This is a genomic window from Reyranella soli, from assembly GCF_007992495.1.
Classification (GTDB): domain Bacteria; phylum Pseudomonadota; class Alphaproteobacteria; order Reyranellales; family Reyranellaceae; genus Reyranella; species Reyranella soli.
The window spans coordinates 40,234-56,832 of record NZ_BKAJ01000045.1 but is presented as its reverse complement, the minus strand read 5'-3'; the positions used below and the strand labels follow the sequence as shown (position 1 = coordinate 56,832).

Genomic DNA, 16,599 nt, shown 5'->3' with positions numbered 1-16,599 from the left:
GCGGACATGCTATAAGCGGACCATGTCGATGCTGCCCGAGCTCACCGAGCCGCAGATTCGCCGCTACGCGCGCCATATCGTGCTGGCGGAGATCGGCGGCGTGGGCCAGTCGCGGCTGATCGCCGCGCGGGTGCTGGTGGTCGGCGCCGGCGGGCTTGGCGCGCCCCTGCTGCAATATCTTGCCGCCGCAGGCGTAGGCACCTTGGGCGTGATCGACCACGACAGTGTCGATCTGTCGAACCTGCAACGGCAGGTCATCCATCGCACCGCGGACATCGGCGTCTCCAAGGTCGAAAGCGCGCGCCGCGCGCTGTCGGACATCAATCCGGAAGTGCGCGTCGAACCGCACGGTGAGCGACTTACCGCAGCGAATGCGGAGCGCATCATCGCGGGCTACGACATCGTGGCCGACGGCAGCGACAACTTCGCCACGCGCTACCTGCTGAACGACGTCTGCTATCGCCTGAAGAAGACGCTGGTGGCCGCCGCCATCCTGCGCTTCGACGGCCAGATCTCGACCTACAAGGCCTGGCACGGCGCCGGCCATCCCTGCCTGCGCTGCCTGTTCCCCGAGGCGCCATCGGAAGACGCGGTGCCGAGCTGCGCGCAGGCCGGCGTTCTAGGCGCGCTGGCCGGCACATTGGGCGCGTTGCAGGCGACCGAAGTGGTCAAGGAGATCCTCGGCATCGGCCGATCGCTCACCGGCCGCCTGCTGATGTACGACGCGCTGGCCGGCTCCTTCGACGAGATGGCGATCGCCAAGCGCGACGATTGCCCGACGTGCAGCGATTCGTTGGGCGGGGTGAAATGAAATCCCCCGAAGGCGGCGTGTCGGTGATCGTCCGCGCGGGCGATTATGAGAGCGTGCACTACGCGCTGGCGCTGGCTGCGGCGGCGCTCGCCGTCAACAAGCCCGCGGTGCTGTTCTTCACCATGGCCGGCATCCGTGCCCTCGAAGGGCCGCCGCCTGCCCTCGCCGACTGGCACCGCGACGCCGTCAACCGCAAGGTCGGCGTCGGTGACTTCGAGACCCTGCTGGCCGCCTGCGTCGAGCTTGGCGCACGCTTCATCGTGTGCGAAATGGGCCTGCGCTCGCTCGGCATCGACCGTGCCGGCCTGCGCCGCGACGTTCCCTTCACGGTCGCGGGCATCGTGACCTTGCTGGAAGAGACCAAGCCGGGCATGCACCTGGTCACCTTGTAGAAGATCAATCAGGAGACTTCATGACATCCGCTGCCTTCGACGTGCTGGGAATCGGCAACGCAATCGTCGACGTCCTCTCCCGCGCCGACGACGCCTTCTTGAGCAAGCACGGCCTGGTCAAAGGCAGCATGATGCTGATCGACGAGCAGCGCGCCGAGACGCTCTATGCCGCCATGGGACCGGGCGTCGAGGTCTCAGGCGGCTCGTGCGGCAACACCATGGCCGGCGTCGCCTCGTTCGGCGGCAGGGGCGCCTATTTCGGCAAGGTGCGCGACGACCAGCTCGGCGAGGTGTTCGGCCATGATCTGCGCGCGCTCGGCGTGTCGTTCGACACCAAAAGCGCCACGGCGGGTCCCGCGACGGCGCGCTGCCTGATCCTGGTGACGCCCGACGCCCAGCGCACCATGAACACCTATCTCGGCGCCTGCACCGGCCTTGGCCCCAACGACATCGACACCAAGATCGTGGGCTCGGCGCAAGTGACCTACGTCGAAGGCTATCTTTGGGACGCGCCCGAGGCCAAGAAGGCCGTGCTGAAGGCGTTCGATGCGGCGCACGCCGCCGGCCGCCAAGTCTCGATCACGCTGTCGGATTCCTTCTGCGTGCACCGCTATCGCGAGGAGTTCCGCGAGCTCGTGCGCAACAAGGTCGACATCTTGTTCGGCAACGAAGCCGAGATCAAATCGCTCTACGAGGTCGAGACCTTCGAGGAGGCGCTCGAGGCGACGCGCAAGGAAGCCAAGATTGCGGCGCTGACCCGCAGCGAGAAAGGCTCGATCGTGATCAAAGGCAGCGAGACCTACGCCGTTCCCGCCGCCCCCGTCACCAAGGTCGTCGACACGACCGGCGCCGGCGATCTCTACGCCTCGGGATTCCTGTTCGGCCTGACCCACGGCAAGCCGATGGCCGAATGCGCGCGGCTGGGCGGCATTGCCGCTGCCGAGGTCATCTCTCATGTCGGCGCGCGGCCTGAGCAGGCGCTGCGCGGACTGATTTGAGCCTCGCCCAGAACGCCCAGTCGACCTGGGGCCGCTGGCTCAAAGCGGCCGAGGTCTATCGCGACCGGCGGCAGCTCGTCATCCTGCTGATGGGCTTCGCCAGCGGCATGCCGTTCCTGCTGACCGGCGCGACGCTGACCTACTGGATGGACAAGAGCCACGTCGATCTCACGACCATCGGCCTGTTCGCCCTGGTCGGCACGCCCTATGCCTTCAAGTTCGCCTGGGCGCCGCTGGTCGACCAGTTGCCGCTGCCCCTGCTCGATCGCTGGCTGGGACGGCGGCGCGGCTGGATGCTTCTGGCGCAGATCGGGATTTTGGCATCGGTCGTGTTGCTGGGATGGAGCGATCCCGCCAACACGCCCTGGTTCACCGCCGCCGCCGCGGTTCTCGTCGCCTTCTTCTCGGCGACGCAGGACATCGCGGTCGACGCCTATCGCATCGAGATCCTGAGCGACGAGGAACAGGGCGCGGGTTCGGCGACGACGCAGCTCGGCTACCGCATCGCGCTCTGGATCGTCGACGCCATGTCGCTGCTGCTGCCCAGCCTGCTGCCGTGGCCCATCGTGATCAGCCTGATCGCCCTGCTGATCGTGATCGGCATGGTGACGGTGTTCTATGCCGAGGAACCCAAGGTCGAGCGGCCGGCGCTCCAGTCGACCGACGCCTGGATCAAGCAGGCGGTGATCCGTCCGTTCGCCGAGTTCCTGGCCTATCGCGGCTGGTTCGTCATCCTGCTGTTCGCGCTGCTCTACAAATACGGCGATGCGCTCGGCGGCACCATGGCGCGGCCGTTCTTCAACCAGATGGGCTTCTCAGGACCGGAGATCTTCGGCGTCACCAAGAGCTTCGGCGTCGCCGCGACCATCCTCGGCGGCCTGGCCGGCGGCATCGTCGTGGCGCGCTACGGCCTGTTCAAGGCCTTGCTGGTCGCGGGCATCCTGCAGGCGGTGACCAACCTCCTGTTCTCGTGGGTCGCTCTTGCCGGTCACGACATCGTCGTGCTGACGCTCGCCATCACCGCCGACAACTTCACCGGCGCACTGGGTGGCGTCGCCTTCATCGGCTACCTCTCGAGCCTCTGCACCGCCGGCATGGCGGGCACGCAATACGCGCTGCTGACCTCGCTGATGGCGTTCGGCCGCACGACCATGTCGGCCGGCGGCGGCTGGCTCGCGGCGCAAATGGGCTGGGCCGAGTTCTGGGTCGCCACCACGCTGGTCGCCATCCCCGGCCTGCTGCTGCTGTTGTGGCTTTGGCATGTGGCGGAAAAGAAAACCCCTCCTTCCGTAAAGAAGGAGGGGCAGTAAATCGGCGTCGGGGTGTCATCCGCGCCGGGGGAACCGGCTCGTTCCGGAGCGGGGCGTGGGGTTGCCGGCCAGGAACGAGCAAGTTCGGTTTAGGCTCCCGCGGCTACAAAACCGTGACTCGCAATGTGGAAAACTGTCCGTGGGCCGAAGGCCCACGGACATCCTGAGCGAAGCGAAGGATCTCATGCCTTGCGAAGCGGCGATGAGATCCTTCGCTTCGCTCAGGATGACAGGGGGGTCTGGAAGAGACACCACAGTTTCGCATTCACGACTTTGGGCGCTCCAGGGCACGCCATATCTAGGGGCGGCCTCGGCGGCAATACTACTGCTCGCGGCGAGTCGCCGCCTGCCAGCAGTGCTGTCGATCAGCCCGGGGTGGCGTCGAGGGCGTAGCCGGCAGCGCGGACGGTGCGGATCAGGTCGGCCTGCTGCTCGCCGTTGAGGGCGATGCGCAGGCGGCGGATGTGGACGTCGACGGTACGCGCCTCGACATAGACGTCCTTGCCCCACACCGAATCGAGCAGTTGCTCGCGCGAGAAGACGCGGCCGGGATGCTCCATGAAATGGCGCAGCAGACGGAACTCGGTGGGGCCGAGATGCACCGGCTTGCCGGCGCGCGTCACGCGATGGGCCACCAGGTCCATGACGATGTCGGCGTAGCTCAACGCCTCGTCGGCCAGAGCGGGCCGGATGCGGCGCAGCACGGCGCGGATGCGCGCCACCAGCTCGGTCGGCGAGAACGGCTTGGAGACATAGTCGTCGGCGCCGGCGTCGAGGCCGCGCACGCGATCGCCTTCCTCGCCGCGCGCCGTCAGCATGATGATCGGCAGGTTGGCGGTCGCCGTCTGGCGGCGCAATTGCCGGCACACTTCGATGCCCGACATCAGGGGCAGCATCCAGTCGAGCAGGATGAGGTCGGGCACGTCCTCCTGCACCGAGGACAGCGCCTCCTCGCCGTCATAGGCGACCGAGACGCGGAAGCCCGACTGTTCGAGGTTGTAGCGCAGGAGCTCGACCAGGGCCGTCTCGTCCTCGACGATCAGCACGCGCGGCTTGATCGACGAGGTGCTGGCATCGCGCCGCGAGGGGGCATGCGCGGCCATGCTCATGACGCGTTCCCCGCGGCATAGAGCGAGGCGCTGCCCTTGGGTCGCGTCTCGTCGAAGCCGTGCCCGGTGGTGCGGAAGCTCACCAGCTCGGCGATGTTGGTGACGTGGTCGCCGGCGCGCTCGATGTTCTTGGCCATGAACAGGAGATGCGTGCACGAGGTGATCGTGCGCGGATCCTCCATCATGTAGGTCAGGAGCTCGCGGAACAGGCCGGTATAGACCTGGTCGATCTCCTCGTCGCGCGTCCAGACGTCGTGCGCCTTGGTGACGTCGCCCTGGGCGAAGGCGTCGAGCACGTCCTTCAGCGCCGTGCGCACCAGGCGACCCAGGCGATCGATGCCGGTCACCGCGGCCGGCGGCGCCGTCACGCTGTTCAGCACGATGGTGCGCTTGGCGGTGTTCTTGGCGTAATCGGCGATGCGCTCCAGCGCCGCGGCGATCTTGATCGACGACAGGATCACCCGGAGGTCGACCGCCATCGGCTGGCGCAGGGCGAGGAGCTTGACCGTCTGCTCCTGCACGGCGATGTCGAGGGCATCGACGCGGGCATCGGCGGCGATCACCTGCTCGGCGACCTCCGAATCGCTCTGGCGCAGCGCGACCAGGCACTGGGTGAGCGCGGTCTCGGCCAGCCCGCCCATCTCGCTGATGGTCGAGCTCAGCCGCTCGAGCTCTTCGTCGAAACGCTTGAGGGTATGTTCCGCCATCTTCTTCTCCGTTATCAGCCGAAGCGGCCGGTGATGTAGGCCTGGGTCCGGCTGTCCTTGGGGGTGGTGAACAACGTTTCGGTGGCGCCGAACTCGATCAGCTCGCCGAGATACATGAAGGCCGTGAAGTCCGAGACGCGGGCGGCCTGCTGCATGTTGTGGGTGACGATGACGATCGTGTAGTCCTGCTTCAACTCGTCGATCAGTTCCTCGATCTTGGCGGTCGAGATCGGGTCGAGCGCCGAGCATGGCTCGTCGAACAGGATCACTTCCGGCTTCACCGCCACGGTGCGTGCGATGCAGAGGCGCTGCTGCTGGCCACCCGACAGGCTCTGGCCGTTGGCATTGAGCTTGTCCTTCACTTCGTCCCACAGCGCGGCGCGGCGCAGCGCCGATTCGACACGGGCATCGAGCTCGGCCTTCGGCAGGCTTTCATAGAGGCGCACCCCGAAGGCGATGTTCTCGTAGATCGACATGGGGAACGGCGTCGGCTTCTGGAACACCATGCCGATGCGGGCGCGCAGGAGGTTGATGTCCTGGTCGGCGCGCAGCAGGTTGTCGCCGTCGAAGATCACATCACCGGTGGCGCGCTGACCAGGATAGAGGTCGTACATGCGGTTGAGGATGCGCAGCAGGGTGGACTTGCCGCAGCCCGACGGACCGATGAAGGCCGTGGTCTTGTTGGCGTAGAGCGACAGGCTGATGCCCTTGAGCGCCCGGCTGTCGCCGTAGAAGAACTCGAGGTTCTTGATCGACACCTTCTCGGCGAGGCCGGCAGTGTCGACCTTGGCGTGGGTCGCCACCGGCACGGCGGTCGAGAGACCATGGCCATTGGTCGAAGCGATGCTCATGACGACTTCCTTGCAGAGGTAAGGGATCGGGCGATGACGCTGAGCGCCAGCACGGTGACGGTGATCAGCAGCGCGCCGGTCCAGGCGAGCTTCTGCCATTCCTCATAGGGCGACAGGGCGAACTGGAAGATGACCACCGGCAGGCTGGGCATCGGCTGGTTCATGTTGACGCTGAAGAACTGGTTGTTCAGCGCGGTGAACAGCAACGGCGCGGTCTCGCCGCTGATGCGGGCGATGGCCAGCAGGATGCCGGTGACGATGCCGGCACTCGCCGCGCGATAGGCGATGCGCATGATCATCAGCGCCCGCGGCAGGCCGATCGAAGCGGCGGCCTCGCGCAGCGTGTCGGGCACCAGGGTCAGCATGTCCTCGGTGGTACGCACCACGACGGGGATCACGATCACCGCCAAGGCGACAGCGCCCGCCCAGCCCGAGAAATGGCCCATCGGCGCCACCATGATCTCGTAGACGAACAGGCCGATCACGATCGACGGCGCGCTGAGCAGGATGTCGTTGATGAAGCGCACGACGCTCGAGAGCTTGTCGTGCCGGCCATATTCGGCGAGGTAGGTACCGGCCAGGATGCCGATCGGCGTGCCGATCACGACGGCCAGGATGGTGATGATCAGGCTGCCGACGATGGCGTTCATCAGGCCGCCTGCCGCGCCCGGCGGCGGCGTGTTCTCGGTGAACACCGACAGCGACAGCCCACCGATGCCTTCGAACAGCAGGATGCCGAGGATCAGTATCAGCCAGCCCAGGCCGAAGGCGGTCGCGATCCAGGCCAGCGTCTTGGCGATGGCATTGCGGCGACGGCGCCCGGCATAGAGCGGGTTGCTGCCAGCGAGCGAACTATTGGCCATGACCGTCACCCCGCCCTTTGCTGGAGACGCAGCAGCATGTAGCGCGCGATCGCCAGGACGATGAAAGTGATGAAGAACAGGATGAGGCCTAACGCCACCAGCGAGGAGGTATAGAGATCCCCGACCGCTTCGGTGAACTCGTTGGCGATCGAGGCCGAAATGGTCGTGCCGGGCGCGAACAGCGACGCGGAGACGTGGTGGGCGTTGCCGATCACGAAGGTGACGGCCATGGTCTCGCCCAGCGCGCGGCCCAGCCCCAACATGAAGCCGCCGATCACGCCGACGCGGGTGAAGGGCAGCACGACGTTGCGGAAAACCTCCCAGGTCGTGCAGCCGACGCCGTACGCGGCTTCCTTGAGGACCGGCGGCACGGCGTCGAATACGTCGCGTGAGATCGAGGTGACGAAGGGCAGCACCATGATGGCGAGGATCATGCCCGCCGTCGCCATGCCGATGCCGTAGGGCGGTCCGGCGAACAGCGAGTTGAGCACCGGAACGTTCGCGAATGTGTCGATCAGCGGTGGCTGAATGTACTTCTGCACGAACGGCGCGAAGATGAACAAGCCCCAGATGCCGTAGATGATGCTGGGGATGCCGGCCAGCAGCTCGATGGCGATGCCGATCGGCCGGCGCAACACCATCGGGCAGAGCTCGGTCAGGAAGAACGCGATCATCAGCCCGACCGGCACGGCGATCAGCATGGCGATGGCCGAGGTGATCAGCGTGCCGTAGATCGGCGCCAGCGCACCGAAGCGCTCGGTGACCGGGTTCCACGATTCGTCGAACAGGAAGGAAAAGCCGAAAGTGCCGAGGGCCGGCGCGGCGCCAATGACCAGGGCGACGATCACACCGCTCAGCAGCACCAGTACCGCCATGGCAGCCGCCCGCGTCAGGCCATGGAAGACCACGTCGGTCAGGCGGAGCCGCTTCAGCACGGCGCTGCGCGAGGCCGCCTCGGCCGCCGTCACGCTCGTGCTTCTCAATGTCATGTCGGTCACGTCACGCCCCCCGGAGTCCATCGTTCCCTCGTCTCCATCCGCGCTGAGGATGAAGGGGAGACGGAGCGGGCGCGTCCGATCGCACCCGCTCCACTCCCATCGGTCCTCGGTTCAGTTGGTCGGCGAGAACAGGGGCTTGCCGCCCGCGTCCTTGATCTCCGACGACCACATCTTCTGGATGTCGTTCACGACCTTGTCGGGCATCGGCACATAGTCGAGGTCCTCGGCCATCTTGTCGCCCTTGGCATAGGACCAGGCGAAGAACTTCAGCGCCTCGGCCGTCGCCGGCACGTCGGCCGGCTTCTTGTAGAGCAGGATCCAGGTCGCCGCCGTCATCGGCCACGACTGGTCGCCGGGCTGGTTGGCGAGGATCACGCCGTAGCCGGGCTGCGAGTTCCAGTCGGCATTGGCGGCCGCGGCCTGGAAGCTGGCCGACGACGGCTCGACCGTCTTGCCCGCCTTGTTCACCATCTTGGTGTGGGTGAGCTTGTTCTGCTTGGCGTAGGCATACTCGACGTAGCCGATCGCGCCCTTGGTGTTGGCGACGTTGTTGGCGACGCCTTCGTTGCCCTTGGCGCCGATGCCGACCGGCCACTGCACGGCCGTGCTGACGCCGACCTTGCTCTTCCAGTCCGGATTCACGTCGGCGAGGTAGTAGGCGAAGTTGTAGGTCGTGCCCGAGCCGTCGGAGCGGCGTACCGGCACGATCGCCTGCTTGGGCAGCTTGGTGTTGGGGTTGAGCTTGGCGATCGCCGGATCGTCCCAGCTCTTGACCTCACCCAGGTAGATCTTGGCGACCGTCGGGCCGTCGAGCGTGAGCTCGCCCGGCTTGACGCCGTCGAGGTTCACCACCGGGACGATGGCGCCCATCACCATGGGGAACTGCGCGAGGCCGGACTCGTCGAGCTCCTTGCCCGGCAGCGGCGCGTCAGTCGCGCCGAAGGTCACGGTCTTGGCCTTGATCTGCTTGATGCCGCCGCCCGAGCCGATCGACTGGTAGTTCAGGCCGCTGCCGGTCTCTTTCTTGTAGGCGTCCGCCCACTTGGCATAGATCGGATACGGAAACGTGGCGCCGGCGCCGGAGATGTCGATGGCGTTGGCAGCCGCCGACGACAGGGCCAGCACGGCCGTCGCCAAGGCGATTCTTGTGAAATTCATAGGGTCCCTCCTTCGAGAATTCGAAGCGTCCTTCCCCTAGGAGCCGCACATCACTGTCATATTACGAATATATGACAGTCCCGTTACAACGACTGCCTGCTGAGGATGGAATCGGAAGACCGAGAGTTATGAGAGGGTTACCGGCGCCGGTCTGATCGACGCAGACAGGAACATAACATGAACCGAAGCGCGAGTCCACGATTGCGGGGCTCAAGGCAGTTTTTGCGTCCCATACGGACCCTTACGACGCAAAAACATGCAGGCAGTGCCAGCACTTCCAGCCGGCGGCGACCTGAAAGGCGATGCCGGCGGTGGCGTCACATCGATACCGGCTGCCCTTGAGATCCATCAGCGCGAAGTGATGCCAGGAGGCATCGCCGACGCGAGCGGACCGCCCAACGTAAGGCGCGTGGCACGGCGCCGTTCATATTTGCCATCCCGATGGAGCGACGCGACGCATGCGCTGGCGGCGGTCGACGCGTCATGACCGGAACGCCTTGTGTTCACTCTGTGATCGGCAAGCAATCGCCAGCACGGAGGCGCCACGGAGGCGCATAGTCACTTCCAAACACGATACCCGCAGGCTCGTGTTTCCAACATCGACAGACTGACAAACGCACCGAGAGTGCGTCTCACCAAGCTTGGTGTGTTTGCCGCCGTTATGCGCAGTTCCGAGGGAGCGGACATGCGAAGGGGGCGTCGCCATCGACTGACCGCCATCCGACCGAACTCCGTCTTGGATTGCTTCGGCGCCGCCGCCATGCGCGCGCACGACAGGACGCCCTTAACAATAAACAACGGAGGTCGACATGAGGATGCTATCGCGTGCGATTACCGGGAGTATTGCTGCTGCCGTCTTTGCCGTGGCCACGCCCGCCAGTGCCGACGTCATCACCGACTGGAATCAGACAGCCATTGCCGCCATGAAGGTCGCCAATGTCGCGGGCAACCCGTGGACACGCAACATGGCGATAGTCCATGTGGCGATGTCCGATGCGGTGAACTCCGTCCAGAACAAGTACGCCATCCACGTGCCCGGCGGCGCGCCCGCCCCGGGCGCGTCACCCGAAGCCGCCGCGGCGGCAGCCGCGCGCGCCGTCCTTCTGAAGCAGCTACCCGGCCAGAAGGCGCTGATCGAGCAGGCCTATGAGGCATCGACCAAGGACATTCCCGATGGTGCGGCCAAGAAGGATGGCATTGCGATCGGCGAAAAGTGTGCCGCAGCCATCATCGCCGACCGGGCATCGGACGGAACCAGCGTGCCCGACACCTATCGGCCCGTCACCACGCCGGGCACGTGGATTCCGACGACCTCTCCCATATTCGCGGAGTATGCCCGCGCCGCACCCTGGGTGATGAAGAGCGCCGACCAGATGCGGCCGCCGCCGCCGCCCGACCTGAAGAGCGATCTCTATGCTCGCGACTACAACGAGACGAAGGAAATGGGAGGCGCCAAGAGCACCAAGCGCACCGCCGAGCAGACGGCGGCTGTCAAGTTCTGGTCGCAGCTCAACTTCGGACCGGCCTGGCAGGAAGCGGCGCGTCAGTTGTCGGCGGCCAGGAATCTCTCCCTTGCTGACAACGCCCGGCTGTTTGCCCTGCTCAACATGGGCACGGCCAACACCTTCATCATCGATTGGGACGCCAAGTTCACCTACAACTTCTGGCGGCCCATCACGGCGATCCGCAACGGCGACCAGGACGGCAACGATGCCACCGAACGCGATGCCGGCTGGACGCCGCTCAATGCCACGCCGATGCACCCCGAATATCCCTCGCAGGCTGCCATCGTCGCCGGCGTGTCGATGGGGATCTTCGAGGGCCTGCTCGGTCCCGGCCTGTCGATGCCGGTTGTCGCCAGTGATCTAATGGATCCCAAGATGCAGCGCCAGTTCGCCAACGTGCAGGCGATGTCGGACGAAACGCGCGACGTGCGGATCTGGGGCGGCATCCACTTCCGCAATTCGCTCGACGTCGGCTACCAGATGGGCCGCAAGATTGCGGTCTTCCTGATCGAGAACTCACTCAAGCCCACGGGCTGATCAATGCCAGCGCGGCTCGCCGCAATCGCTGGCTGCTGCCTCGCGCTCGCCCCCATGCTCGTCCCCTGGGCGAGCGCGCAAGGCCATGATGAGGCTCGGCCGGCCATCGAGGCCACCGTCCGGCAAATCGCCCACGAGCTCTCGACGGTCTGTCCACTCGCCGCTCCCGCCGACCAGGCGGCCCTCGAGACCTGCCGCCGAGCGCTGCTCTCCGGGTCGCTGCTGCAACGGAGCGTGGACACCATCCTGTTGTGGGGCCGCCCGAAGCCCGGCGAAAGCCTGAAGAACACGACGCTCACCCAGTTCGCCCCAGAGGTCTGGACAGGCCTTTATGCGCCCCTGTTCATGTTCGATGGCACATGGCGCCTCGACTACGACGAAGGCGAACGGCTTTACCGGGCCCGCCTCGGCGCCTTGTTCCGCAACGCCCTCGACCCCGGCCAGTATCCCTATCCGTTCTGGCACGACGCCAGGAAATGGAACGATTACCAAGCCGCCAACACCCTGGTCCTCTGGATCGCGCCGCAGTCCGGCAGCATCGTCGTGGGTCAATTCATCAAAGACAGCACGGAAACGCCCGGTCTCAGGACCGCACCCATCGCGCGGCCACCGTTCGACGGACATTGGATGTGGACTGACGCGAGCGGCGCCAGTCAGCCGGCGCCCGCCCTGTTTCGTGGGCTGTTCTCGGAGAGCAATCCCTATATCGGCGGGCTGGAACCAGCCTATCGGGAGCTTGCCAACGCCATGCGCAGGGGGCTCTGCAACGACTGTCACGTGCCGGACAATCCCAGCCGGATGAAGCGCCTCGTGCTGCTCCAAACGCCGGCTCATGCGGCGTCGGAAATCAAACGGCTCATGAAGGCTGTGCGCGACAACGAGATGCCCGTCGATGACACGCTGCTCTATCACGAAATCGATCCCGACATGCGCGCGGCGCTGTTGGACTATGGCGGAGTCTTCGAAGATCTGGTCGATGCGGCCCGCGCCTGGGAGGCGGAGCACGGCACACGCTGAAACCGTGAAAAGACGCGGCGAAAAACCGGTCGTCCGGTAATGCGTTTGTCATAGTTTTCGACTATTCGGGAACTATGGAACTAACAGATGCTGCTGCCGGCTTCGCCGCCCTGGCCCAGGAGACGCGGCTCAACTTGATGCGTGTCCTCGCCTCGCGCGGCGCCTCCGGCCTGTCCGCGGGGCAGCTGGCCAGCGAACTGCGTCAGCCACCCTCGACATTGTCCTTTCATCTCGCGACCCTCGAGCAAGCCGGGCTCATTCAATCAACGCGGCGCGGACGACAGCTGATCTATGCCGTGCGCTTCTTCGGCCTGCGCTCGCTGTTCAGCTACCTCACCGAAACCTGTTGCGGCGGCCGCCCGGAACTCTGCGGCGACCTCGCCCGACTGCTCCCCGACGACCCGCCGGAGGCAAAGCCCATGACCGCCGCGTTCAATGTCCTGTTCCTGTGCACCCACAACTCGGCGCGCTCGCTGATGGCAGAGGCGATCCTGGAAAAGATCGGCAAGGGCAAGTTCAACGCCTACTCGGCAGGCTCCGAGCCGGCCCGCGCGCCGATGGCTGCCGTGCTCGCCAAGCTCCAGACCCTGGGTCACGACGTCTCCGACCTGCATTGCAAGTCATGGGACGAGTTCACCAGCGCCAACGCACCGCAGATGGACTTCGTCATCACCCTCTGCGACACGCTGCACGGCCAGGATTGCCCCGACGTCGGCGCCAATCCCATCACCGCGGCCTGGCCGCTGCCCGATCCGTCGAAGTTCAAGGGCACGCCGTCCGAGCAGGCCACCATGATCAACGAGCTCTACGGCATGATCCGTCGCCGGCTCGAGATCTTCGTCAACCTGCCGCACGCTTCGCTCGACCGGATGTCCCTGAAGAAGCGCCTCGACGAGCTGGGCGACAGCGCCCGTGCGCCCGTCTGACGGAGAGCGACGATGAGGGTGGGTATCAACGGCATGGGGCGCATGGGTCGGCTCGCGCTGCGCGCCGCATTCGGTGGCGCGCAGCGGCCGGGCGACGATCCGCGCCGTAGTAACCGCCTCGACGTCGTGCACGTCAACGAGATCAAGGGTGGCGCCGCGGCGACGGCACACCTGCTGGAGTTCGACAGCATCCACGGCCGCTGGCACACGAGCTTCGACAGCGACGAGCGCGGCATTGCCGTCGGCGGCAAGTATATCGGCTTCAGCGCCGGCCCCTCGCCGGGCGAGGTCGCCTGGGGCGATCTCGGCTGCGACCTCGTGCTCGAATGCACCGGCAAGTTCCTGAAGCCCGAGCAACTCAACAGCTACTTCCAGCGCGGCGTGAAGCGCGTGATCGTGGCCGCACCGGTCAAGGACGACCGTGCCCTGAATGTCGTGGTCGGCGTCAACGATCGGCTCTACGAGCCCGACCGCCACCGCCTGCTGACAGCGGCCTCGTGCACCACCAACTGTCTCGCGCCCGTGGTGAAGGTCGTGCATGAGGCGATCGGCATCCGGCACGGCCAGATCACGACGATCCACGACCCGACCAACACCAATGTGGTGGTCGACGCGCCGCACAAGGACCTGCGCCGTGCACGCTCGGCCATGACGTCGCTGGCGCCGACCACGACGGGCAGCGCCACGGCCATCGCCGTCATTTATCCGGAGCTCAAAGGCAAGTTGAACGGCCACGCCGTGCGCGCGCCGGTGCTCAATGCCAGCCTGACCGACTGCGTGTTCGAGCTGAAGCGGCCCGCGACCGAAACCGAGGTTAACGAGCTGTTTGACGACGCCGCGCGCGGGCCGCTGGCCGGCATCCTGGGCTACGAGACTCGTCCGCTGGTCTCGGCCGACTATTGCAACGATACGCGCAGCTCGATCGTCGATGCGCCCAGCACGATGGTGACCGACGGCACGCTGCTCAAGGTCTACGCCTGGTACGACAACGAGATGAGCTATGTCTGCCGCATGGTCGACCTCGCCAACCTCGTCATTGACGCCGAGGCGTGATGGCCCAAGTCAGGAGAACAGGGGCGACGCGCCACTACCTGGTCGTGACGGCCTCCTACTGGGGCTTCACCCTGGTCGACGGCGCGCTGCGCATGCTGGTGCTGCTGCACTTCTTCAAGCTCGGCTATTCGCCCTTCACACTCGCCTTCCTGTTCCTTCTGTACGAGTTCGCCGGCATCGTCGCCAACCTTTTGGGCGGCTGGCTGGCGACCCGCTTCGGCATCCCGCGCATGCTGGCCGTGGGCCAGGGCCTGCAGATCGCGGGGCTGGCGATGCTGTCGGCGCTCGATCCGGCCTGGACCGCGGCAGCTTCGGTCGCCTGGGTGGTGGCCGCCCAGGGCATCGCAGGCCTCGCCAAGGACTTCACCAAGACCGCGTCGAAGACGGCGATCAAGGCCACGTCGGCCGAAGGCTCGGGCCAGCTCTTCAAGTGGGTGGCGTATTTCACCGGCTCGAAGAACGCCATGAAGGGCATCGGCTTCTTCGTCGGTGGGCTGTTGCTCGACGTCATGGGCTTCAAGCCGGCGCTGTGGCTGATGACCGGCGTGATCGGCGTCATCTTCCTGGCCGGACTATTCCTGCTGCCGCGCCAGCTCGGGAAAGCGAAGGCATCGAAGACGGTGCGCGAATTCTTCGCCAAGTCGCGCGGCGTCAACCTGCTCGCGGCGGCGCGCGTGTTCCTGTTCGGTGCGCGCGAGGTCTGGTTCGTCGTCGGCCTGCCGGTATTCCTCTACGCGGCGGGCTGGCGCTTCGTCGAGGTCGGCGCCTTCCTCGCCACCTGGACGATCGCCTACGGCATGATCCAGGCGGCAGCACCCGCCCTGGTCACGCGCAGCCCCGATGGCATCAGCCGCGAAGTGCCCAACGCGCGGCTGTGGGCCGGCCTATTGACCGTGGTGCCGCTGGCGCTCGGCGTGCTGCTCAGGGATCAGGGCTTGTGGCACCCCGACCTTGTCGTGGTCGCGGGCCTGGCGCTCTTTGCCTTGCCGTTCGCGGTGAACTCCTCGCTGCATTCCTACCTGATCCTGGCCTATGCCGGCTCGGAGAAGGCGGCGGAGGACGTGGGCTTCTACTACGCCGCCAATGCCACGGGCCGTCTGATCGGCATCCTCTTGTCGGGCACGCTCTATCAGCTCGGCGGCATGACGGCCTGCCTCTTCGGATCGGCGGCGATGCTCGCCGTCTGCTGGGCCACCACCTTCCTTCTGCCTGCCGGCGAAACGCCGCGCGGCCGGGCCGCTTGACCATCGCTAGTCCTTCGATTATTCGCGAATAATGGAAACAATGAACGCCTGATGTCACTGTTCGAACGCTTTCTCACCCTCTGGGTGGCGCTGTGCATCGTGGCTGGCATCGCGCTCGGCCATTGGTTCCCCGGCCTGTTCCACGCCATCGGCGCGGCCGAGCTGGCGCACGTCAACCTGCCGGTCGCCGTCCTGATCTGGCTGATGATCATTCCCATGCTGGTGAAGGTCGACTTCGCCGCCATCGGCAAGGTGCGCGAGCACTGGCGCGGCATCGGCGTGACGCTGTTCATCAACTGGGCGGTCAAGCCATTCTCGATGGCGCTGCTGGGCTGGCTGTTCATCGGCTATCTCTTCAGGCCCTGGCTTCCGGCCGACCAGATCGACAGCTACATCGCCGGGCTCATCCTGCTGGCCGCCGCACCCTGTACCGCCATGGTGTTCGTGTGGAGCAACCTGTCGGACGGCGAGCCCGATTTCACCCTGACCCAGGTGGCGCTGAACGACACGATCATGGTGTTCGCCTTCGCGCCCATCGTCGGCCTGTTGCTGGGCCTCTCGGCCATCAGCGTGCCGTGGGAGACGCTGCTGCTGTCGGTCGGGCTCTATATCGTGGTGCCCGTGCTATTGGCACAGGTCATTCGCCGTCGCGCGCTGGCCAGCTCGGGCATGGCCGGACTGACGGTACTGCTGTCGCGGCTGCAGCCGATCTCGCTGGTCGCACTACTGACGACGCTGGTGCTGCTGTTCGGCTTCCAGGGCGAGCAGATCATTTCCCAGCCGCTGATCATCGCCCTGCTGGCCGTGCCGATCCTGATCCAGGTCTATTTCAACTCGGGCTTGGCCTATCTCCTGAACCGGGCCACCGGCGAGGCGCATTGCGTGGCCGCTCCCTCCGCCCTGATCGGCGCCAGCAACTTCTTCGAGCTCGCCGTCGCCGCCGCCATCAGCCTGTTCGGCTTTTCCTCGGGCGCCGCCCTGGCCACCGTGGTCGGTGTCCTGATCGAGGTGCCGGTCATGCTGTCGGTGGTGAAGATCGTGAACGCCAGCAAGGGCTGGTACGAGGAAGGGGCGGCGGTGGCGAGCCGCGATGCCAAGGCGTCGAAGACCTGAGCGCAGG

Annotated in this window: 16 protein-coding genes; 10 read left to right on the top strand and 6 right to left on the bottom strand. The window is 65.9% G+C overall.

Annotated features, from left to right (window positions below):
* The first annotated feature begins 22 nt into the window (after positions 1–22).
* From RSO01_RS14545 to RSO01_RS14530, 4 genes are read left to right on the top strand one after another with little or no spacing between them, the layout of a single operon-like run.
* Positions 23–811, top strand: a complete 789-nt coding sequence (locus RSO01_RS14545; RefSeq protein ID WP_218037338.1) for a HesA/MoeB/ThiF family protein — start codon at positions 23–25, stop codon at positions 809–811.
* Positions 808–1,203: a DsrE family protein gene (locus tag RSO01_RS14540; RefSeq protein WP_147149826.1), complete on the top strand. Its 396-nt coding sequence runs from the start codon at positions 808–810 to the stop codon at positions 1,201–1,203. The genes RSO01_RS14545 and RSO01_RS14540 overlap by 4 nt, the downstream gene beginning before the upstream one ends.
* Before the next feature lie 20 nt (positions 1,204–1,223).
* On the top strand, positions 1,224–2,201 hold the full coding sequence (locus RSO01_RS14535; protein WP_147149825.1) for an adenosine kinase: 978 nt from the start codon (positions 1,224–1,226) through the stop codon (positions 2,199–2,201).
* The gene (locus tag RSO01_RS14530) at positions 2,198–3,511 is read left to right on the top strand and encodes an AmpG family muropeptide MFS transporter (RefSeq protein WP_147149824.1); all 1,314 of its coding nucleotides are present in this window, start codon (positions 2,198–2,200) and stop codon (positions 3,509–3,511) included. Before RSO01_RS14535 ends, RSO01_RS14530 begins: the two co-directional genes overlap by 4 nt.
* A 365-nt stretch (positions 3,512–3,876) precedes the next feature.
* On the opposite strand, the gene phoB is transcribed toward RSO01_RS14530, so the two are convergent.
* The 6 genes from phoB to pstS form a co-directional block, all read right to left on the bottom strand.
* Positions 3,877–4,620 (bottom strand): phosphate regulon transcriptional regulator PhoB, encoded by a 744-nt coding sequence (gene phoB / locus RSO01_RS14525; RefSeq protein WP_246158408.1) that lies wholly within the window; start codon positions 4,618–4,620, stop codon positions 3,877–3,879.
* Positions 4,617–5,327: a phosphate signaling complex protein PhoU gene (phoU, locus tag RSO01_RS14520; protein ID WP_147149823.1), complete on the bottom strand. Its 711-nt coding sequence runs from the start codon at positions 5,325–5,327 to the stop codon at positions 4,617–4,619. Before phoU ends, phoB begins: the two co-directional genes overlap by 4 nt.
* A 14-nt stretch (positions 5,328–5,341) precedes the next feature.
* Positions 5,342–6,178, bottom strand: coding sequence for a phosphate ABC transporter ATP-binding protein PstB (gene pstB, locus RSO01_RS14515; protein ID WP_147149822.1), 837 nt, complete (start codon positions 6,176–6,178; stop codon positions 5,342–5,344).
* Positions 6,175–7,041, bottom strand: coding sequence for a phosphate ABC transporter permease PstA (gene pstA, locus RSO01_RS14510; protein ID WP_147149821.1), 867 nt, complete (start codon positions 7,039–7,041; stop codon positions 6,175–6,177). Before pstA ends, pstB begins: the two co-directional genes overlap by 4 nt.
* A gap of 5 nt (positions 7,042–7,046) precedes the next feature.
* Positions 7,047–8,030, bottom strand: coding sequence for a phosphate ABC transporter permease subunit PstC (gene pstC, locus RSO01_RS14505; RefSeq protein WP_147149820.1), 984 nt, complete (start codon positions 8,028–8,030; stop codon positions 7,047–7,049).
* A 120-nt stretch (positions 8,031–8,150) separates the two neighbouring features.
* Positions 8,151–9,197, bottom strand: coding sequence for a phosphate ABC transporter substrate-binding protein PstS (gene pstS, locus RSO01_RS14500; RefSeq protein WP_147149819.1), 1,047 nt, complete (start codon positions 9,195–9,197; stop codon positions 8,151–8,153).
* A gap of 809 nt (positions 9,198–10,006) precedes the next feature.
* Here pstS and RSO01_RS14495 point away from each other — a divergent pair.
* The 6 genes from RSO01_RS14495 to arsB all read left to right on the top strand — a co-directional run bounded on the left by RSO01_RS14495 (position 10,007) and on the right by arsB (position 16,592).
* Entirely contained in the window at positions 10,007–11,239 is a 1,233-nt protein-coding gene (locus RSO01_RS14495; protein ID WP_147149818.1) for a vanadium-dependent haloperoxidase, read from the top strand.
* A gap of 54 nt (positions 11,240–11,293) precedes the next feature.
* Positions 11,294–12,256, top strand: a complete 963-nt coding sequence (locus RSO01_RS14490) for a hypothetical protein (RefSeq protein WP_170303061.1) — start codon at positions 11,294–11,296, stop codon at positions 12,254–12,256.
* 74 nt (positions 12,257–12,330) lie between these two features.
* On the top strand, positions 12,331–13,182 hold the full coding sequence (locus RSO01_RS14485; RefSeq protein ID WP_147149816.1) for a metalloregulator ArsR/SmtB family transcription factor: 852 nt from the start codon (positions 12,331–12,333) through the stop codon (positions 13,180–13,182).
* Positions 13,183–13,194: 12 nt separating this feature from the next.
* A complete protein-coding gene (locus RSO01_RS14480) occupies positions 13,195–14,235 on the top strand; it encodes an ArsJ-associated glyceraldehyde-3-phosphate dehydrogenase (protein ID WP_147149815.1) in 1,041 nt (346 codons plus the stop codon).
* Positions 14,235–15,479, top strand: a complete 1,245-nt coding sequence (arsJ, locus tag RSO01_RS14475; protein ID WP_147149814.1) for an organoarsenical effux MFS transporter ArsJ — start codon at positions 14,235–14,237, stop codon at positions 15,477–15,479. Before RSO01_RS14480 ends, arsJ begins: the two co-directional genes overlap by 1 nt.
* Before the next feature lie 51 nt (positions 15,480–15,530).
* Entirely contained in the window at positions 15,531–16,592 is a 1,062-nt protein-coding gene (gene arsB / locus RSO01_RS14470) for an ACR3 family arsenite efflux transporter (protein ID WP_147149813.1), read from the top strand.
* The last annotated feature ends 7 nt before the right edge of the window (positions 16,593–16,599 follow it).